The following is a 19,140-nucleotide window of genomic DNA, read 5'->3' as shown; positions in this document are numbered from 1 at the left end:
CGGTGAATGTGCGGTCCAGCGGCGGGGTACGGGGCCACGGCCGGGTTCGCGGGCGCGGACACGGCGGCGAGCGGGGAGCGCCCGGCCGCGCCGCGCGGGGTGTCCGTCCGGTCCGTAGCCGGGCGGACACCCTGGGGCCACACTTCCGACGGTCATCGCGACGGCAAACTCTCGTATGCGACCGGCTGGCCGAGCTCCGGCTGGCCGATGTGCTGCGCGGCGGTGCCGGAGCGGTGCATGCGATGCCACTTCAGCCGGGTGCCGAGCAGGAAGGCCACCACGGACTGGATGACCACCAGGTACATCAGCTGCCGGTAGACGAAGAGCTGGAACGGCATCGCCCACAGCGTCCGCACCGGCTCGCCGTCGAGCCGCAGGGCGTACCCGGCGCAGGCCAGCTGGAGGGCGAGGAAGCCGATCCACACCCCGGCCGAGAGCACCGGACCGCGGAAGAGCGCCCCGTAGAGGGCGAAGACATCGACGATCGGTGCGAGCAGCGGCAGGATGACCTGGAAGAGCGTGAGGTAGCTCAGTCCGCGGCGTCCGAAGCGGCCGGCCGGGCCCACCTCGATGACGGCACGGCGGTGCTTCCACATGGCCTGGAGCGTGCCGTAGCACCAGCGGTAGCGCTGCCGCCACAACTGGCTCAGCGAGGTGGGCACTTCGGTCCAGGCGATCGCGGTCTCCTCGTAGACCACCCGCCAGCCCGCCTGCCACAGGGCCATGGTCAGGTCGGTGTCCTCGGCGAGGGTGTCCTCGCTGACCCCGCCGACGCCCATCAGCGCGTCCCGGCGGAAGGCGCCGATGGCGCCGGGGACCGTCGGCATGCACTCCAGGACCTCGAACATCCGCCGGTCGAGGTTGAACCCGAAGACGTACTCCAGGTGCTGCCACCTGCCCAGCAGACGGCGCCGGTTGCCGACCTTGGTGTTGCCGCTGACCGCGCCCACGGCCGGGTGCGCGAGCGGCTGGATGAGCCGGTAGATGGCGTCCGGCTCGAAGACGGTGTCGGCGTCGACCATCACCACGATGTCGCATCGCGCATGGGCCAGACCGGTGTTGAGGGCGGCCGCCTTGCCCGAGTTGGGCTGGCGGATCACCTCCACACGGGGGTCATCGATCCAGGTGGCGATGTCCGCGGTGTCGTCCGTCGACCCGTCGTCGATCACGATGATCTGTAGTTGCGCGTGGGTGGAGGCGAGCAGCGAACGGACGGTGGACTCGATGCCCGCCGCTTCGTTGTAGGCGGGGACCAGGACCGTCACCGGGTCGGTGATCTCACGCAGCCACGGGGAGCCGGGCCGGAACCGCACCAGCCGCCGGACGTGGGCGCGGGCGAAGAAGACGAGGGAGGCCAGCCGCAGGACGCCCAGGGCGCCGGCGATGCCCAGCACCCAGGTCATCCCCTGCACGAACGCGTACCCGAGGGCCTTGATCCACACCAGAGCCGTGCCCAGCCATCGCTCCGGGGCGGGGGCCGCGGTATCGGCCGGGGGCAGTTCGGCCCCGAACGTCACCGTGGTGAATTTGTCGATTTTGCGGTTGTTGAGCAGCTTTTCGGTGTCGTGGTAGGCGACATCGTCCTGACTGAACTGCCGGACCACGCCCTGTGACGGCTTACGGAACCAGCGGTCGGCGGCCACCAGCGTGTAGCCGTCCGCTGCGGCCTTCTGGGCGGCCTTCCACTCCGGACCGCACATGGTGTCCACCGCGGTGGTCTGCGGCAGCCTCAGCAGGTTGGTGTGGATGCCCGCGGTACCCGCCAGCGCCTTCTGCGTCAGCGTCAGCTCCAGCTGGGCACGGAGGGGCGAGGCCGAGCCCATGACCGCGCCGGTGTAGGTGTTCGACCCGATCTCATGCCCCTCGGCCTTGATGCGGCGCACCAGGTCCGGGTGCTGGACGACCTTGGCCCCCTGCAAGAAGAAGGTGGCGCGCGCATGGTGCTTGCGCAGCAGATCGAGCAGGCGTGGCGTCCATACGGGGTCGGGGCCCCCGTCGTAGGTGAGGGCCACGTTGCGGGCGGGCATCCCGGCGGATTTCGTCTTGCCGCCGTCGATGCGCACCACCGGACCGCCCTTGTCCACGGCGCTCGGCACCGGCGTGGTGCAGTCGCTCCGGGTCTTCGCGGCGTCGACCTCGTGGGCGGTCCAGCCCTCGAAGAGCAGGGCGCCGAAGACGAGCGGGAGGACGATCATCAGCAGCAGCCAGTGACCCCGGGGATCACGGGACTGCGCGTGCCGGCCACGGTTCGTGCGGCGCCTCACGTCGCTCCCGGGGTGACCTCGGTCATGGTGAGGACGGAGTGTCTTCGGACGGCGACGCCGACGGCTGCTGCCGGAGCGCCCGCGGCGCGGGTGAGGAACGTCGGGACGTCGCCGGCGGTCGCGGCGGTCGCCCGGCGGGGCGCGCTTCCGACGGCGGCGACCGACTTCCGCAGCACTCTTTCGTGCCGGCCGGAAGGGTCGGCACATGACTGGGGAAGACGTATTTTCTGCCGTTTTGCGTTCCGGCTGGCCTCACACATGGTCGGCGAGTGTACTCACTGCGAAGATCGGGTAAGGGTGTCTGCACACGATCCCTTGCTGCGGTGACAACCTCCGAGCCGGCCTCCCGGCCTCGCGCCCGCGCAACATTTGACCAGGTCAGGCGGATTTCTCCAGCGACCTTTGCCCGGTATTGCGACCTCTGCAACGCGGCGTCCCGCCCCCTCCGCCTGAGAGTGTTGTAACACCCGACCCCACCGGAGCCGCCCCGGACGGTGACTGAAAACACTCTTAACCCCCGGCTGCGTCCGACCTAGCTTTGACTGTGTGACCAGATTCGAAATCTGGTCATGGAGCCGGAGGGGGGCCACGGCATGGAACGAGCGCAGCGCGCTGACCGCATCCTGGACGCGGCAGGTGAGTTGCTGCTCGCCTGGGGCTACCGGCGGGTGACGATCGACGAGATCGCCCGCCGCGCCAACGTCGGCAAGGGCACGGTCTATCTGCACTGGAAGACCAAGGACTCACTGCTCCTCGCCGTGATGCTGAAGGCCCAGTCCCGAATGCACCAGCGGCAGTTGGAGCGGCTGCGGGCGGATCCGCTGGAGATTCTGCCGAGCCGGATGATGAGCCGGCTCTTCCTCGAATTCCAGGCCGAACCGGTATTGCGCGCGGCCTACAGCGACAACGGCGATATCCTCGGCCGGCTCAACGAGACCGCCAAGGAGGAGTTCGCGGATCTGATCGCCGAGGGGGACCGGAATCTGCGGCACCATCTCGAAGTGCTCCGCGAGCACGGTCTGGTGCGCCGCGACACCGACGTACAACACCAGCAATACGCCTTATTGGCGACCTGCAGCGGATTCTTCATGTCCGAGGCGTTGCACATCGACCGTGCCCCGGACGGCCTGGAGGTACGCGCCGGCATCCTCGCCCACACCGTCCGAAGCGCGCTGGAGGAGCCGGCCGACGCCGGCCCGCATTCCAGCTCCGACCTGGGCCCAGGCTCCGGGCCGGACGCCGCTTCGGCCCGACTGCGCGCCGCCGCGACCGCGGCCGCTCCCGAGATCATCGCCCGCTACGAGTGCTTCGCCGAACTCTGCGCACAGGAGATGCGCCGGCAGATACGTGACTGAGACCGCGGCGGATTCTCCGTGCGGGCGGATTCCCCCGGTGGATTCGAACAGAGATTCCTCTCTCTTCGGGTCCGGGGAGGGCTCCCTACGAGGGGCGGCACACGACCGGCCGCCGCCCGCCGCCGACTCCACGAAGCGGAATCCGCCCGGCTGACCCTGCCCGACGGAATATCCGGCCACGACTGCTCACGCGTTCCACGAAGGAAAAGAGCCACGTCCAAGCCCTGGCCCGGCCGGGCCCCACCCTGGCCCGCGGGCCGACTCCCAACCCGGAGGAGATCGAAAGATGTCGGCATTATCCAGCTCCCCGCTCGCCGCACATGTCGGGAAACACCCCGGCGAGCCGAATGTGATGGACCCGGCGCTGATCACCGACCCGTTCGGCGGCTACGGCGCACTGCGTGAGCAAGGCCCGGTCATACGGGGCCGGTTCATGGACGACTCGCCCGTCTGGCTCGTGACGCGCTTCGAAGAGGTCCGCCAAGTCCTGCGCGATCAGCGGCTCGTGAACAATCCGGCCGCGCCGTCACTGGGGCGCTCGATCGACGAGAGCCCCGCGGTCAGGCTGCTGGAGATGTTGGGGTTGCCCGACCAGTTCCGGCCGTATCTGCTGGGATCGATCCTCAACTACGACGCCCCCGACCACACCCGGCTGCGCCGGCTGGTCTCGCGTGCCTTCACGGCACGCAAGATCACCGACCTGCGGCCGCGGGTCGAGCAGATCACCGACGAGCTGCTGGCCCGGCTTCCCGAGCACGCCGAGGACGGTGTGGTCGACCTCATCCAGCACTTCGCCTACCCCCTGCCGATCACCGTGATCTGCGAACTGGTCGGCATAGCCGAAGCGGACCGTCCGCAATGGCGGAAGTGGGGTGCCGACCTCGTTTCGCTGGAGCCGGAGCGGCTGAGCACCGCGTTCCCCGCGATGATCGAGCACATCCATGAGCTGATCCGCGAGCGGCGCGGCGCACTCACCGACGATCTGCTCAGCGAGCTGATCCGTACCCATGACGACGACGGCGGCCGGCTCAGCGACATCGAGATGGTCACCATGGTCCTCACCATCGTCCTGGCAGGCCACGAGACCACCGCCCACCTCATAGGCAACGGCACGGCGGCGCTGCTCACCCACCCCGACCAGCTGCGCCTGCTCAAGGACGATCCGGCGCTGCTTCCGCGCGCCGTCCACGAGCTGATGCGCTGGTGCGGGCCGGTGCACATCACCCAGCTGCGGTTCGCCTCCGAGGATGTCGAGGTCGCCGGGACGACGATCCGCAAGGGCGACGCCGTGCAACTGGTCCTGGTATCGGCGAACTTCGATCCCCGCCACTACACCGACCCCGACCGTCTCGACCTGACCCGTCACCCCGCCGGCCACGCCGAGAACCATGTGGGGTTCGGCCACGGGATGCACTACTGCCTGGGCGCCACCCTCGCCAAACAGGAGGGCGAAGTCGCGCTCTCCCGGCTCTTCGCGCACTACCCGGAGCTGTCGCTGGGCGTCGCGGCGGAACAGCTGGAGCGGACGCAGTCGCCCGGCAGCTGGCGGCTGGACCGCCTGCCGCTGCGACTGGGGTGACCGTCCCGTACGGCTGGCGCGCGGCGGCCGCCGCCGGACGGGCGCCGACGCGACGAGGGCCCCGTGCGGGCGAGTTCTCCGCACGGGGCCCTTTTGCCGCCGCTACTTCTTGTCGTCCACCGACGCCCGCCAGGTGACCTGCTCCGCGCCCTCCCCTTCGCCTTCGAAGACGACGGCGGCCGGGGCATCGCCCTTCGGCAGCAGGTGGATGGAGCACTCGGTGACGGTGCCGCCCGGCTTGACCATCTCGTGCGGGACGGCATCGGGGCACCGGCCGACCCCCGGCCCGCCGATGTCGATCAGCGTCAGCTTCTGCACGGTCTGACCGCCCGTGGTCCGCAGCGTCACCCCGTCGCTCATGCTGGGCAGCAGGTCGTACGTGCCGCTGTTCCGGTACTGCATCGTCACGTAGTACGGGATCAGCTTCTTCTCGTCCGCATCCAGGTCGAAGCGGCTCAGGTCGGCGAGGGAGCCGGTGCGCACACCCTTCGGTGTGATGCGCAGCGGGACGGGGCGGCTGCGGGCGTCCTCCGTGCTGCCGTCGGCGGTCTCGCCCGCGGGCAGCATTCCGGCGGACGCCCCGCCCTTGCCGCCGCCGACCTGCCAGATGAGGGTGTCGCCGCCGTCGTCCTTGTACGAGACGGTCGCCGGCCGCTGCTCCTTGGGCAGCATGAAGATCTGGCAGATCGCCGTGGTGGCACCGGCCGCCAGTGCCGCCTTGCCGCTCTCGCGGCACTCCGGGGGCTCGCCCGAGCCGGTGGCCATCGGGTTGCTCCTGAACAGCGAGACCTGCTCGGCGGCCTGGCCGTCCGCCCCGTTGACGGAGAAGTTCCGCGCCGGGTCCACATCGCGCACCGTCTTCTTGCCGGTGTTGGTGTAGGAGAAGGTGAGGTAGTACGGCACCATCCCCTTGAGGTCGTCGTCCAGTTGGATGTGCACCAGGTCGGAGTCCGAGCCGCGGGCCAGCCGGGTGGGCGTGATCCGCAGCTGGTGCGCCTTGTCGTCGGAGTCGGTCCAGGTGGCCGGGCGCGGTGTGGCCTTCATCGGCAGCGGCTTGGCGGGCGTGACGGCTTCCGGGGCCCCCGGCCGGGCCTGGCCGGCTCCGGGACCGCCGGCGCACCCCGCGGTCAGCATCATGAGCGCACTGAGGCCGACCGCGCCGGCGATGCGTATGGGCATAGGCATGGACATGGGCCTAGGCACGGGCATGGACATGGGCATGGGCATGGGCATGGGCCTGCGCACGGTGAATCCCCCGTTGATGTGTGCCGCGTGGCGTCCCACCACACGACCGTTGTGTGGTGCCGCACCGCACGACCGCTGTCACGTCACTCGACGCCCGAACTTAGCCGCCCGGGTGCGGTCGGGCGGCAGCGGGCCCTGGGCGGCTAAGTCGGGCGCGCGAGCCGGGCGCGCGTCTGGGGCGGGGTTACGGGCGGGGCGGGGATACGGGCGGGGCGGGGATACGGGAGGGGCGAGGATACGGCCGGGGGGGCATACGGCCGGGGGGGCATACAGCCGGGGGGGGCATACAGCCGGGCCGGGGCGGGATTGCCGGCCGCCGGTCCGGCCGTTCTCAACTCGGCCGACTGGCCCGCAGCGAGTACATAAGAGGGATACGGGGGCGGCCGGCGGGGAAACGGTGGTAGCCGTCGTCGTGACGGCTCAGCGCGGTGAAGCGCTGGAACATCGTCCAGTCGTGCTCGTGCAGGAAGTCGATGCGCAGGCCGGTGGCGGCCAGCGCGGAGACGACATCGCCGAGCGGGTGCTGCCATTCGACACTGCGGTTGTTGACCGTCGGTGCGCCGAAGTCCGTGTAGGTGCCGGGGACTTCGTCCACCCAGGCGTCCCGGCTGAAGTAGTCGTGGACGATGCGCGAGCCGGTCTCGTCGTCCAGGGCGTCGCAGAGCGGGTGGAATTCGGCGAGGTAGAGGAAGCCGCCGGGGGCGACGAGGGAGGCGGCGGTGTCGGCCCAGCGTTCCAGGTCCGGGAGCCAGTTCAGGGCGCCGAAACCGGTGTAGACGATGTCGTACCCGGCGTCGGGGACGGCTTCGGCGGCGTCATAGACATCGGCGGCGACGAACGCCGCGCGGTCCGGGCCGTAGCCGAGCTCGGCGGCGAGGGCGCGGGCGGTGTCGATGGCCGCTTCGGAGAAGTCCAGGCCGACGACGCGGGCCGCGCCGCGGTGGGCCCAGGAGAGGGTGTCCTGGCCGAAGTGACACTGGAGGTGGAGGAGGGACCGGCCGGTGACATCGCCGACCTCCGCGACCTCGAAGTCACGGAGCACGTCCCGGACCCTGCGGAACCTGTCCTGGTCGTAAAAATCACTCGCGGTGTGGATGGCGACGCGCTCGTCCCACCTCGCACGATTCGCTTCCCGCCAGTCCTCGGCACCGGTAATTCTGCGCATTCGGCGAAGTTATCCACAGCCTTGCGGCCCTCGCCAACGGTTTTCCCGCCCCGGGCGCAGAATGGGCCCATGACTGACGAGACGACCCCAGCCCCAGGCCCCGACGCCACCGCTCCACACCCCTCGACCACCGACCCCCGGCCCACCGCCGGGACGGGCACCGGCTCGGCCGGCCCGATAACAGAGGCGGACGGGTCGACGACGAGCGCGACCGGCTCGGCGGCCCCCGGCGGCGCGGACGCCTCGATGCCGGACTGGGAGAAGCGCTTCCGCGCACCGCGGATCGGGCTGCCGGACTGGGCCGAGGACGCCCCGGACCGTTCCCTGTTCGTCTCGAACGCCACCGGCACCTTCGAGCTCTACGCCTGGGACCGGGCCACCGGCAAGCAACGGCAGGCCACGGACCGGCCGAACGGCACGACGGACGGGACGCTGTCGCCGGACGGCCGGTCGATCTGGTGGTTCTCGGACACCGACGGGGACGAGTTCGGTGTCTGGATGCGGCAGCCCTTCGAGGGCGGCCCGGATGAGCCGGCGACCCCGGGGCTCGCCCCCTCGTATCCGGGAGGGCTGGCGATCGGCCGGGACGGGACGGCGGTCGTCGGGTGCTCGACGGACGAGGAGGGCTCGACGGTCCATGTCGTGCGGCCGGGCGAACCGCCGGTGGAGATCTACCGGCACCGCGAATCCGCGGGCGTCGGCGATCTCTCGCACGACGGCTCGCTGATCGCCCTCGAACACACCGAGCACGGCGATGCGATGCACTCCGCGATCCGCGTCGTACGGCCCGACGGCTCCACCGTCGCGGAGCTGGACGACACCAACGGCGGGACCGAGGAGCTGGGCCTGTCGGTAATGGGCTTCGCCCCGGTGGACGGGGACGCCCGGCTGCTGGTCGGACACCAGCGGCGGGGCCGCTGGGAGCCGATGATCTGGGACCCGCTGACCGGGGTGGAGACCGCCCTGGACATCGACCTGCCCGGAGACGTGGGCGCCGACTGGTACCCCGACGGGTCGGCGCTGCTGGTGGAGCACGAGTACCAGGCACGGAGCGAGCTGTGGCGCTATGAGCTGGGCACGCCGGGCGGGCACGGCGCCCCGGCCGGTGCCGGCGATGCGGCCGCCGGGGCCGTCGGGGCCGCCGGTCCGCTGACCCGGGTCGAGACCCCGGCCGGCACGGTCTCGGGGGCAACGGCGCGGCCGGACGGCACGGTGGAGTTCCTGTGGTCGTCGGCGGCGCAGCCCCCGGAGGTGCGGTCGACGAGCGGCGAGGTCGTGCTGGACCCGCCCGGTATGAAGGCGCCCGGGTCGGTACCGGTGCGGGACGTCTGGGTGGAGGGCCCCGGTGGCCGCATCCACGCCCTGGTGCAGCAGCCGGCGGGCGAGGGCCCCTTCCCGACGGTGTTCGACATCCACGGCGGTCCGACCTGGCACGACAGCGACGCGTTCGCCTCGTCCCCCGCGGCCTGGGTGGACCACGGCTTCGCGGTCGTACGCGTCAACTACCGCGGTTCGACCGGCTATGGCCGCGCCTGGACGGATGCCCTCAAGCATCGCGTCGGGCTGATCGAGCTGGAGGACATCGCCGCGGTGCGCGAATGGGCGGTCTCGTCCGGACTGGCCGACCCGGAGCGGCTGGTGCTGTCGGGCGGCTCATGGGGCGGCTATCTGACGCTGCTGGGGCTCGGTACCCAGCCGGACGCCTGGGCCGTGGGCCTGGCGGCGGTTCCGGTCGCGGACTACGTCACGGCGTACAACGACGAGATGGAAGCCCTCAAGGCGATGGACCGGACGCTGCTCGGCGGCACGCCTGAGGAGGTCCCGGAGCGCTTCGAGGCGTCGTCACCGCTGACGTATGTGGACGCGGTGCGGGCCCCGGTCTATATCTCCGCCGGCGTCAACGACCCACGCTGCCCCATCCAGCAGGTGGAGAACTACGTCCAGCGCCTGGCGGGCCGCAGCCATCCGCACGAGGTCTACCGCTACGACGCCGGCCACGGCTCCCTCGTGGTGGAGGAACGCATCAAGCAGGTCCGCCTGGAACTCGAATTCGCCCAGCGGCATGTGAACGAGAGGAGCTGAGGGGGTTCCCGCGGGGGGCGGCGGGAGGGGCGGGAGGGGCGGGTGGTCTTCGTCCGCCGTCCGTCGTGCGGCTACGGCTACGGCTACGGCTACGGCTACGGCTACGGCTGCGTTGTGGCCGGCCGCGCCGTTCCCCGCGGGCCGTGGGGGCGAGCCAGACCCGTGGCTGCGGCGGAGAGGGGCCCCGGGGGGAATGGGCCGAGAAGTCAGGGGCTGGTGTGGTGGGTCAGGGCTGCGTGGGGGTTGCGGCCCTCGGGGGTGTTGTCGGGGGTGTGATCCGTGTGGACGGTTGCGGCGGTGAGGCGGGGGACGGCGTGGATGAGGGCGTGTTCGGCGGCTACGGCCAGGGCATGGGCCTGCACCACGGTCAGGCGGGCGTCGACCACGATGTCCGCCTCGGCCCGCAGGGTGTGCCCGATCCAGCGCATCCGGACCTGCCCGACGCCATGGACACCGTCCACCGCGCGTAGTGCGGCCTCGGCGGCGTCGATGAGTGCGGGGTCGACGGAGTCCATCAGCCGCCGGTAGACCTCCCGGGCGGCGTCGCGCAGCACCATGAGGATGGCGGCGGTGATCAGCAGGCCGATGAGCGGGTCGGCCTGCTGCCAGCCGAGCGCCGCGCCCCCCGCGCCGAGCAGGACGGCGAGGGAGGTGAAGCCGTCGGTACGGGCATGCAGGCCGTCCGCGACGAGCGCGGCCGAGCCGATTCTGCGGCCGGTGCGGATGCGGTAGCGGGCAACCCATTCGTTGCCGAGGAACCCGATCACGGCGGCCACGGCCACCGCCCACAGGTGGGTGACGTCGCGGGGGTGCAGCAGCCGGTCCACGGACTCGTACGCGGCCCATACCGAGGAGGCGGCGATCGTGAGCACGATGGCGATGCCCGCGAGGTCCTCGGCGCGGCCGTAGCCGTAGGTGTAGCGGCGGTTGGCGGCCCGGCGTCCGAGCAGAAAGGCGATGCCCAGCGGTACGGCGGTCAGTGCGTCGGCGGCGTTGTGGATCGTGTCGCCGAGCAGTGCCACCGATCCGGACAGGGCGACGATCACCAGCTGGATCAGGCTGGTCAGGCCGAGGATGCCGAGCGAGATCCAGAGCGTGCGCAGGCCGTCGCGGGAGGTCTCCAGCGCGGTGTCGACCTTGTCCACGGCCGCATGGCTGTGCGGGGTGAGGAGATGGGCGAGCCGGTGCCGCATACGTGCCAGGCGGCCGGAGTGGTGCCGGGAGTGCTGAGGGTGCTGAGGGGGCGGGGGCTCAGTGGCATGGCCTTGCGCGTGGCCGTGGCCCTGCGCCGGGCTGCGGCCCTGCACGGAATCGTGCCCCGGCGCGGCACCGTGGCCCTGAACGTGGCCGTGGCCCGGCTCGGAACCGCAGCCCTGCACATCGCCGTGACCTGGCGCGGAACCATGACCCTGCACAGAGCCATGACCGTCCCCCTCCACATGGCCGCGCCCCTCCGGCTGCCCCTGGCCGGGCAGGTGATCATTGCCCTGCGGCTGAGTGCCCTTGCCTGCCATAGGCCCTACCGTGGCACGCCGATTCGATTGCGGCTACCAGCGTGATACGCCCGCTGACCAGGTGCGACCTCGTTGCAGAAGCAGGCCACGTGCGGGTCGCGGGCCGGCGCGGAATTCAGACCACCGGGCGGCGTGCGTCGCCGGACGCTCCGGCCAGTGGCTACCGGCCACCGGCCTTACCGGCCGACGCCCCCTCGTCCTGCCCTCCGCCACCTTCCGACCCCACGCCACCTTCCAACGCCACGCCACCATCAGCCCCCACGCAGCCCTCCACCCCCACAGCACCATCAGCCCCCACAGCACCACCAACCCCCACCCCGATCCCCAACGCCGCATCCCTGGCGGCCTCGGACTCGCGGCGGAAGAGGCGGAACCACATGAAGAGCACGAAGCCGGCGAAGACGAACCACTCGCCGGTGTAGCCGAGGTTCTGGAAGGCCTTGAGGTCGAGTCCGCTGCCCTCGGCCGCGGCAGGGGGGACGGCGCGCAGCGGGGCCTGGGTGTCGGTGAGCGTGATCCAGGCGTCGTAGACGTCGTACGGCACGATGTTGACCAGCGACGCCGCGCTGATCATGGTGAGCCGACCCGGTGCCGGCCCGCCGCCGCCCGGTACGCCGTCGGTGCCCTGGGTCTCGGAGGCCTGGAGTGCGCCGGTGACCGTCACCTCGCCCTTGGGCGGCGCGGGCACCTTCGCGGTGTCGGCCTTGGCGCCGGCGTCGCCGGGCAGCCAGCCCCGGACGACCGGCAGGGCCTTGCCGCCGTCCGTACGGAGCAGCGTGAGGACGTAGAAGCCCTGCCGCTCGCCGTGCTTGTCCTTCAACGTGCGGCCCGGTACGAGCAGTTGGTGTCCGGTGTCGTAGTGGCCGCGGGCGCTGGCCTGGCGGCCGGAGGTCACCTGGTCGACGGGCAGCAGCCGCTCCAGGGGGCGGGCGGCCGCGGTCTTGGCCCGGGCGGAGCGGTCCTCCTGCTGCCGGTGGCTGTCGACGCGGTCCTCGAAGCGGCTCAGCTGCCAGCTGCCCATGAAGATGCAGACGGGGATCGCCAGTACGGCGAAGACGTTGATTCCCCACCACCGCGGGGTCAGCAGGAACCGGTACACGCCCTCAACGGTACGGGGCCCGGCCCACGGGGCCGCACCGACCCCTCCACGGTCCGGCCCCGACGGCCGGTACCTGGGCCCGTCGGTGTCACTGCGCCGCGAGCGCCTCGGTGCGGTAGACCGTTCCCGCGCAGGCGTCCGTGACCTTGGCGTCGGCGGTGGCGGGTTCACCCGCCTCCGGTGTGTGGCTGAGCACGATGCCGCCGGGCGCGGTGCCGCCGTCGCCGGGGCCCTCGCTGCCGCCCGCCTCGCCGCCGTCGCCGGGCGGGGTCGCGCCGTCCGGGGACTGCCCCGGGTCGCTGGAGGCGTCGGGCGTCGGCGACGGGCCGGGATTGACGCACCCGGTGGTGCCGCCGCCGGACTCCGGGATCCAGGCGAACTTGACCTCGTACGCCTCCCCCGGCTTGAGAACCAGCTGGTCAGGGGTGGTGGCCGGGTCGGGCAGCCCGGTGGCCTCGTCGCCGGAGGTGTGGTCGACGACATGGATGCGGTCGGGGCTGGTGGAGCCCTGGGCGACCAGGCCAATGGTGCCGCCGCCCTCGACGGAGCATGCGGTTCCGGAGGTGTTGACCACCCGGAACGCGCCGTAGACACGGCCCGTGGAGTCCGCCGCGCCGACCGTGCTGGTGCCCTGGCCGAGCTGTTCCCGCCCGCAGAGCGGCGAGGTGACGTCCATGGTCTCGTCCGGAGCGGGGGTGCCGGCGCCCGCGCCGTGGCCCGCGCCGGCCTTCCCCGGGTTCTTGCCCTTGCCGGCGGGCTTGTCCTCGCCGGGCTTCGCGCCGTCCTTGCCGGCCGGCTGCGGGCCGGCCTGCTCGGTGCCTTCGCCGTGCGCCCCCTCGGCGCCGCCCTGGGGGCGTGGGCTGCCCGCCGCGTTGGCGGGCCGCTCCTCGGAGCTGCCGGCGAGGTGGGCCACATGGACCATGGCGGGGATGGAGGTGCCGCCGAGCAGCAGCGCGGCCGCGGCGCCCACGACGGCGTGCCGGCGGCGCTGGCGACGGGCGGGCACCGCGCGTCGCAGCTGCTCCAGGGCGTCCGGCGCGGGTTCGAGGTCGCCGACGCGGGAGTGCAGCAGCCGCCGGAGATCGTCCTCGCCGCCGAAGTCGCCGCCGGTGGGGTGGCTTCGGCCGGGGCCGTCGCCGCCGCCGTTGCCGGTGCCGCCGCCGAAGCCGGAGCCGGTGGGCCCGTCGGTGCCGTACGCATGGCTGTCGGGTTCGTCACCGGGGCCCGGGGAACCCTCCGTGGCACCGGCCGCACTGTCCGTGACAGCGATGTCATCGCCGTTGCCGGATACTTGGCCGGTTTTCGTGCCCTGCCCGCAGGGGACGTCGGGCTGACGGCCGCCCTCCGGCTCCCCGTCGGCTCCTCCTTGCGTCGCACGCGCCGCAGGGAGCTCACGCGTCGCATCGGCGGGCCGCGCGCGCAGGCCGTCCGGTACGTCCGCGTCGCGCCGTGCCGTGAGGCCGGGAGCGCCACGGACGCCGGGTGCTTCGGGGGTCCGGCCGTACGGGGTGCCGGGGCGGGCCGAGTCGAGCGGGCCGGGCCCGGGGGTGCCGCTGTGGTTCATGAGGTCGATCGAGGTGCTGGGGGACATCGGGGTGCCCGGGCGGAGCGTGTCGTACGCGCCGCAGGCGTCGTACGGGTGGTGCCGGCCATACGTCGTGCCACTCATGCCGGAGCCTCCATCGCGACGCGGAGCGCCGCGATGCCCCGGGACCCGTAGGCCTTCACGGAACCGAGCGATATGCCCAGCGTCTCGGCGACCTGCGCCTCGGTCATATCGGCGAAGTAGCGCAGCACCAGGACTTCGCGCTGCCGGCGCTGGAGTCCGCGCATCGCCTTGATCAGCTGGTCCCGCTCCAGCAGGTCGTACGCGCCTTCCTCGGCGCTCGCCATGTCGGGCATCGGCTTGGAGAGCAGCTTGAGCCCGAGGATGCGCCGACGCAGCGCGGAGCGCGAGAGGTTGACGACGGTCTGCCGGAGGTAGGCGAGGGTCTTTTCGGGTTCGCGCACCCGTCCGCGCGCGGAGTGCACGCGGATGAAGGCCTCTTGGACGACGTCCTCGCAGGAGGCGGTGTCGTCGAGGAGCAGCGCGGCGAGACCGAGCAGCGAGCGGTAGTGCGCGCGATAGGTCTCGGTGAGGTGGTCGACTGTGGTGCCCGCTGCCATCGCGTCGTCAGTGTCCCCACGCTGAGGGGGAAGCTGTGCGGGACGCGTGGTGGGCCAGGGAGCGATCACCGGCATGCCCCCGGACACACGGGAGCGCGGTGGGTGCACTGCCGCGCCGGCTGCGCCCGCTGGGGCGATGGTGAATCCGAGTACCTCTGCCACGCCTGTTGGACACGCTTCCCCCTGTAAGGGTTGTACGCGCAAGGCACCGCTTTTGACGATGCATCAAATGCCCTCATGCGTACCAGCTCTTCCTGAATGCCCTGATTTACCCCTACGTGAAGACCCCGATACCCGAGGGCTCACCTGTGGCCCGCGGGCACCCCTGAGGCCACCCCTGAGGGCGGCCACAAAGACGCCCCCCACCCAACTGCCGGTTGCAGTGCGGCGGGGAGCGAATGGTCGAACGGATCGTCAGCCCAGATCAAGAGGCGGGGACCGGCAATTCGCTCACAGAATCTTCACACGCTGCACAAAGTATCTCCCAGGCGGACGAGGCACGACGGCCGATCCCGCCAACTCGCCCCCCACGGCGCCCACCACGACGGAACGCGCGGCAGCAGAACGCGGGGAGACCAGGAAAACGGGAACACCGGAGCACCGGGCCAGCAAGACAGTAAGGCACGCGGAAACCGGTCCGGGACCGGGCCTACCCCTGGAGTTCGGCCGCCACCAGCTCGCCGATCTGCGCGGTGTTGAGAGCCGCCCCCTTGCGCAGATTGTCCCCGCACACGAACAGCTCCAGCGCCCGCGGATCGTCCAGCGACCGCCGCACCCGCCCGACCCAGGTCGGATCCGTCCCGACGACATCGGCCGGCGTGGGGTACTCGTCCTCGGCCGGGTCGTCACTGAGGACGACGCCGGGGGCCGCGGCCAGGATCTCGTGCGCGCCGGCGACCGTGACCTCGTTCTCGAACCGGGCGTGCACGGTCAGCGAGTGGGTCGTGACCACCGGCACCCGTACACAGGTCGCGGTAACCGGCAGCTCCGGCAGCCCCAGGATCTTGCGGGACTCGTCACGGATCTTGAGCTCCTCGGAGGACCAGCCGTCCTCCCGGACCGAGCCGGCCCACGGCACGACGTTGAGGGCGATCGGCGCCGGAAACGGTCCCAGGGTGTCCCCTACGGACCGCCGCACATCGCCGGGCGTGTTCCCCAGCTCCGTACCGGACACCGCGGACAGCTGGGCCCGCAGGGTGTCCACGCCTGCTTTGCCCGCCCCGGAAACGGCCTGGTACGAGGAGACGATCAGCTCGCTCAGCCCGTACTCGGCGTGCAGCGCGCCCAGCGCGACGATCATCGAGAGCGTGGTGCAGTTCGGGTTGGCGATGATGCCGCGCGGGCGGACCCGGGCGGCGTGCGCATTGACCTCGGGCACGACGAGGGGCACGTCCGGGTCCAGCCGGAACGTGCCCGCGTTGTCGATGACCACCGCGCCCTTGGCGACCGCGACCGGCACCCACTGCGCGGAGACCTCGTCGGGGACGTCGAACATCGCGACATCGATCCCGTCGAAGGCCTCCTCGCTCAGCGCGACGACCTCGACCTCCGCGCCCCGCACGGTCAGCTTGCGGCCGGCCGAGCGGGGGGAGGCGATCAGCCGGATCTCGCCCCAGATGTCGGCCCGCTCGGACAGGATGCCCAGCAGGACCGAGCCGACGGCGCCGGTGGCACCGACGACGGCGAGCTGCGGCTTGGCGGCCGTACGGGCGTCCGTCCCCAGCGTGTCAGCGAGGGACGGACGGCCCGCCTCGGCCGGAATCATCGACCGGTGCCGCCATAGACCACGGCCTCGTCACTGTCGGTGTCGAGACCGAAGGCGGTGTGCACGGCGCACACGGCCTCGTTGACGTCATCGGCACGGGTGACGACCGAGATGCGGATCTCGGAGGTCGAGATGAGCTCGATGTTCACGCCGGCGTTCGACAGCGCCTCGAAGAACGTCGCGGTGACGCCCGGGTTGGTCTTCATCCCCGCGCCGACCAGCGAGATCTTGGCGATCTGGTCGTCGTAGCGCAGCGAGTCGAAGCCGACCGCGGCCCGGGTCTTCTCCAGGGCGGCGACGGCCTTGCGGCCCTCGGCCTTGGGCAGCGTGAAGGAGATGTCGGTCAGACCGGTCGAGGCGGCCGACACGTTCTGCACGACCATGTCGATGTTGACCTCGGAGTCCGCGATCGCACGGAAGATGCGCGCGGCCTCGCCCGGCTTGTCCGGGACTCCGACGACCGTGACCTTCGCCTCGGAGGTGTCATGTGCGACGCCCGAGATGATTGCCTGCTCCATCGGCTGGTCCCCTTGCGGTTCGTTGCTGACCCAGGTGCCCCTCAGTCCCGAGAAGGACGAGCGGACATGGATCGGGATGTTGTAACGACGTGCGTATTCGACGCAACGGTGCAGCAGCACCTTAGAGCCGGAGCTGGCCAGCTCCAGCATGTCCTCGAAGGAGATCCAGTCGATCTTCCGGGCCTTCTTCACGACCCGCGGGTCGGCGGTGAAGACACCGTCGACATCGGTGTAGATCTCACAGACATCGGCGTCCAGGGCGGCCGCCAGCGCGACGGCGGTGGTGTCCGACCCACCGCGCCCCAGCGTGGTGATGTCCTTCTTGTCCTGGGACACACCCTGGAACCCGGCGACGATGGCGATATTGCCCTCGTCGACGGAGGTCTTGATCCGGCCCGGCGTGACGTCGATGATCCGTGCCTTGTTGTGCACGGAATCGGTGATGACACCGGCCTGGCTGCCCGTGAAGGACTGTGCCTCATGGCCGAGGTTTTTGATCGCCATCGCCAGCAGGGCCATGGAGATCCGCTCTCCGGCGGTCAGCAGCATGTCGAACTCACGCCCCGACGGAATCGGGGACACTTCCTGCGCGAGATCGATCAGCTCGTCCGTCGTGTCGCCCATCGCCGAAACCACCACGACAACCTGGTTGCCGTTCTTCTTGGCCTCGACGACTCGCTTGGCAACGCGCTTGATGCCCTCGGCATCCGCAACGGATGAGCCGCCGTACTTCTGCACGACAAGGCCCACGTGCGCTCCTCGCAACTGTCTCTTCGGGAGTTTCCTCCCGGACCCCCGGAAATGGGGGTACTGCGGTCGGCTCAGTCTATCGAGCAGGCGGAATCCGCCCTGCTGATACCACATCGTGAGACATGGGACTCACCCATTGATCACGGCAACCTCACCGTGTTCACCTGGCTCGTGCGTTCCACGTCCCGCGGCGGCTCCACAAGGCGCACCGTTGCGCCCGCTCGGCGAGCACATGCCCGCTCCAGGCCGGTACACACGGAAACGTAACCCAGGTCACAAGGTATGGCCACGGCGAGGACGCCCGGGGAGCCGGAGCATCCCGCCCCGACGGCCGTCCCCCGGGCTCACATCCCCCGCAGTCCCAGCGGCCCGGCGATCTCCGCCGCCATGACCTTCCCGGCCTCCTCGGCGAGCTGCTCCTCGTCGCCGCTGACGCCGCTGTCGGTGTCCAGGCCGTCCAGCTCGTCCAGCGGCTGGTCGAGGCGTACGTGGGCGACCAGCGACTGGAGCGCCCGCAGGGCGGCGGAGGCGGTCGGGCCCCAGTTGGAGAGGTAGGAGAACTGCCACCACCACAGGGCCTCGCTGACCCGGCCCGCGCGGTAGTGCGCCAGACCGTGCCGCAGATCGGTGATGATGTCGGCCAGGTCGTCGGAGATCCGGCTGGCGACCGGCTCGCTGCGCGGCACATACGGGTCGAAGACCTCGGAGTACACGTCCACCGGGTCGAGCAGGTTCGCGAAGCGCTCGCGCAGCTCGTCGACGTCCGGCTCCGGGCCGATGTCCGGCTCGTACCGCTCGTCGGGGACGAAGTCCTCATGAGCGCCCAGACGGCCGCCGGTGAGCAGCAGCTGGGAGATCTCCAGCAGCAGGAAGGGCACCGCGCTGTCCGGCTCGTCGCCCTTGGCGACTTCCGTCACGGCGACGATGAAGCTCTCGATCGAATCGGAGATCGATACCGCGAAGTCGTCCGGGTCCTGTGTCGCGTTGTGCAGCGTGGCATCAGACATCGAGAAGTCTCCTCCCTTCGAAGGCCCGCCCCAGCGTGACCTCGTCCGCGTACTCCAGATCGCCGCCGACCGGCAGACCGCTCGCCAGTCGCGTCACCTTCAGGCCCATGGGCTTGATCATGCGGGCCAGATACGTGGCCGTGGCCTCGCCCTCCAGATTCGGGTCGGTGGCCAGGATCAGCTCGGTGACGGTGCCGTCCGCGAGCCTGGCCAGCAGTTCCCTGATCCGCAGGTCGTCGGGGCCCACGCCCTCGATCGGGCTGATCGCCCCACCGAGGACGTGGTAGCGACCGCGGAACTCGCGGGTCCGCTCGATCGCCACGACGTCCTTGGGCTCCTCCACGACACAGATGACCGCCGGATCGCGCCTCGGGTCCAGGCAGACCCGGCACTGCTCCTCCTGCGCCACATTGCCGCAGGTACCGCAGAACCGGACCTTCGCCTTGACCTCCATCAGCGCGTTCGCGAGCCGGCGGACATCGGTCGGCTCGGCCTGAAGAATGTGGAAGGCGATCCGCTGCGCGCTCTTGGGACCGACGCCGGGCAGCCTGCCCAACTCGTCGATCAGGTCCTGGACCACGCCTTCATACACGGAACGTCTTCTTTCTCTTCTGCCGTGATGCGTACGCTA

At 71.0% G+C, this 19,140-nt stretch carries 15 protein-coding genes; 3 read left to right on the top strand and 12 right to left on the bottom strand.

The genetic code is table 11. The features are described from left to right. Positions 1-152: 152 nt before the first annotated feature. Positions 153-2,264, bottom strand: a complete 2,112-nt coding sequence (locus ACZ4XD_RS16680) for a bifunctional polysaccharide deacetylase/glycosyltransferase family 2 protein (RefSeq protein WP_468042691.1) — start codon at positions 2,262-2,264, stop codon at positions 153-155. Further along, positions 2,261-2,440 (bottom strand): hypothetical protein, encoded by a 180-nt coding sequence (locus ACZ4XD_RS16675; RefSeq protein ID WP_468042689.1) that lies wholly within the window; start codon positions 2,438-2,440, stop codon positions 2,261-2,263. Before ACZ4XD_RS16675 ends, ACZ4XD_RS16680 begins: the two co-directional genes overlap by 4 nt. A gap of 417 nt (positions 2,441-2,857) precedes the next feature. Here ACZ4XD_RS16675 and ACZ4XD_RS16670 point away from each other — a divergent pair, with 417 nt between their 5' ends. Then, complete coding sequence (locus ACZ4XD_RS16670; RefSeq protein ID WP_468042687.1) at positions 2,858-3,619, top strand: TetR/AcrR family transcriptional regulator; 762 nt, start codon at positions 2,858-2,860, stop codon at positions 3,617-3,619. A 286-nt stretch (positions 3,620-3,905) separates the two neighbouring features. Continuing rightward, on the top strand, positions 3,906-5,198 hold the full coding sequence (locus tag ACZ4XD_RS16665; protein ID WP_468042685.1) for a cytochrome P450 family protein: 1,293 nt from the start codon (positions 3,906-3,908) through the stop codon (positions 5,196-5,198). Between the two features lie 102 nt (positions 5,199-5,300). On the opposite strand, the gene ACZ4XD_RS16660 is transcribed toward ACZ4XD_RS16665, so the two are convergent. Then, positions 5,301-6,383: a hypothetical protein gene (locus ACZ4XD_RS16660; protein ID WP_468042683.1), complete on the bottom strand. Its 1,083-nt coding sequence runs from the start codon at positions 6,381-6,383 to the stop codon at positions 5,301-5,303. Positions 6,384-6,774: 391 nt separating this feature from the next. Next, the gene (locus ACZ4XD_RS16655; RefSeq protein ID WP_468042681.1) at positions 6,775-7,608 is read right to left on the bottom strand and encodes a class I SAM-dependent methyltransferase; all 834 of its coding nucleotides are present in this window, start codon (positions 7,606-7,608) and stop codon (positions 6,775-6,777) included. A 246-nt stretch (positions 7,609-7,854) separates the two neighbouring features. Between ACZ4XD_RS16655 and ACZ4XD_RS16650 the strand changes: the two genes are divergently transcribed. Continuing rightward, a complete protein-coding gene (locus ACZ4XD_RS16650) occupies positions 7,855-9,690 on the top strand; it encodes a S9 family peptidase (RefSeq protein WP_468042785.1) in 1,836 nt (611 codons plus the stop codon). Between the two features lie 206 nt (positions 9,691-9,896). Here the strand turns inward: ACZ4XD_RS16650 and ACZ4XD_RS16645 are convergent, their stop codons facing one another. The 8 genes from ACZ4XD_RS16645 to recR all read right to left on the bottom strand — a co-directional run bounded on the left by ACZ4XD_RS16645 (position 9,897) and on the right by recR (position 19,101). Next, complete coding sequence (locus ACZ4XD_RS16645) at positions 9,897-11,069, bottom strand: cation diffusion facilitator family transporter (protein WP_468042783.1); 1,173 nt, start codon at positions 11,067-11,069, stop codon at positions 9,897-9,899. Between the two features lie 295 nt (positions 11,070-11,364). Further along, positions 11,365-12,303, bottom strand: a complete 939-nt coding sequence (locus ACZ4XD_RS16640; RefSeq protein WP_468042679.1) for an SURF1 family protein — start codon at positions 12,301-12,303, stop codon at positions 11,365-11,367. 88 nt (positions 12,304-12,391) lie between these two features. After that, the gene (locus tag ACZ4XD_RS16635; RefSeq protein WP_468042678.1) at positions 12,392-13,972 is read right to left on the bottom strand and encodes a hypothetical protein; all 1,581 of its coding nucleotides are present in this window, start codon (positions 13,970-13,972) and stop codon (positions 12,392-12,394) included. Next, positions 13,969-14,631: a SigE family RNA polymerase sigma factor gene (locus tag ACZ4XD_RS16630; protein ID WP_468042676.1), complete on the bottom strand. Its 663-nt coding sequence runs from the start codon at positions 14,629-14,631 to the stop codon at positions 13,969-13,971. Before ACZ4XD_RS16630 ends, ACZ4XD_RS16635 begins: the two co-directional genes overlap by 4 nt. A gap of 487 nt (positions 14,632-15,118) precedes the next feature. Beyond that, positions 15,119-16,234, bottom strand: a complete 1,116-nt coding sequence (locus ACZ4XD_RS16625; protein ID WP_468042674.1) for an aspartate-semialdehyde dehydrogenase — start codon at positions 16,232-16,234, stop codon at positions 15,119-15,121. Continuing rightward, positions 16,231-17,502 (bottom strand): aspartate kinase, encoded by a 1,272-nt coding sequence (locus ACZ4XD_RS16620; protein WP_018089933.1) that lies wholly within the window; start codon positions 17,500-17,502, stop codon positions 16,231-16,233. The genes ACZ4XD_RS16625 and ACZ4XD_RS16620 overlap by 4 nt, the downstream gene beginning before the upstream one ends. A gap of 344 nt (positions 17,503-17,846) precedes the next feature. After that, entirely contained in the window at positions 17,847-18,509 is a 663-nt protein-coding gene (locus tag ACZ4XD_RS16615; protein ID WP_042150613.1) for a DUF5063 domain-containing protein, read from the bottom strand. Further along, positions 18,502-19,101, bottom strand: a complete 600-nt coding sequence (gene recR / locus ACZ4XD_RS16610) for a recombination mediator RecR (protein ID WP_086718526.1) — start codon at positions 19,099-19,101, stop codon at positions 18,502-18,504. Before recR ends, ACZ4XD_RS16615 begins: the two co-directional genes overlap by 8 nt. Positions 19,102-19,140: the final 39 nt, after the last annotated feature.

The organism is Streptomyces sp. NPDC029466 (assembly GCF_055574515.1).
The sequence above is the reverse complement of the archived record's forward strand: the minus strand, read 5'-3'. Positions and strand labels throughout refer to the sequence as shown.

Bases quoted from the DNA above. Each gene is read 5' to 3' on its own strand.
- ACZ4XD_RS16670 (WP_468042687.1), top strand. From the start codon at position 2,858: ATGGAACGAGCGCAGCGCGCTGACCGCATCCTGGACGCGGCAGGTGAG.
- ACZ4XD_RS16665 (WP_468042685.1), top strand. From the start codon at position 3,906: ATGTCGGCATTATCCAGCTCCCCGCTCGCCGCACATGTCGGGAAACAC.
- ACZ4XD_RS16660 (WP_468042683.1), bottom strand. From the start codon at position 6,383: ATGCCTATGCCCATACGCATCGCCGGCGCGGTCGGCCTCAGTGCGCTC.
- ACZ4XD_RS16655 (WP_468042681.1), bottom strand. From the start codon at position 7,608: ATGCGCAGAATTACCGGTGCCGAGGACTGGCGGGAAGCGAATCGTGCG.
- ACZ4XD_RS16650 (WP_468042785.1), top strand. From the start codon at position 7,855: ATGCCGGACTGGGAGAAGCGCTTCCGCGCACCGCGGATCGGGCTGCCG.
- ACZ4XD_RS16635 (WP_468042678.1), bottom strand. From the start codon at position 13,972: ATGAGTGGCACGACGTATGGCCGGCACCACCCGTACGACGCCTGCGGC.
- ACZ4XD_RS16625 (WP_468042674.1), bottom strand. From the start codon at position 16,234: ATGATTCCGGCCGAGGCGGGCCGTCCGTCCCTCGCTGACACGCTGGGG.
- ACZ4XD_RS16615 (WP_042150613.1), bottom strand. From the start codon at position 18,509: ATGTCTGATGCCACGCTGCACAACGCGACACAGGACCCGGACGACTTC.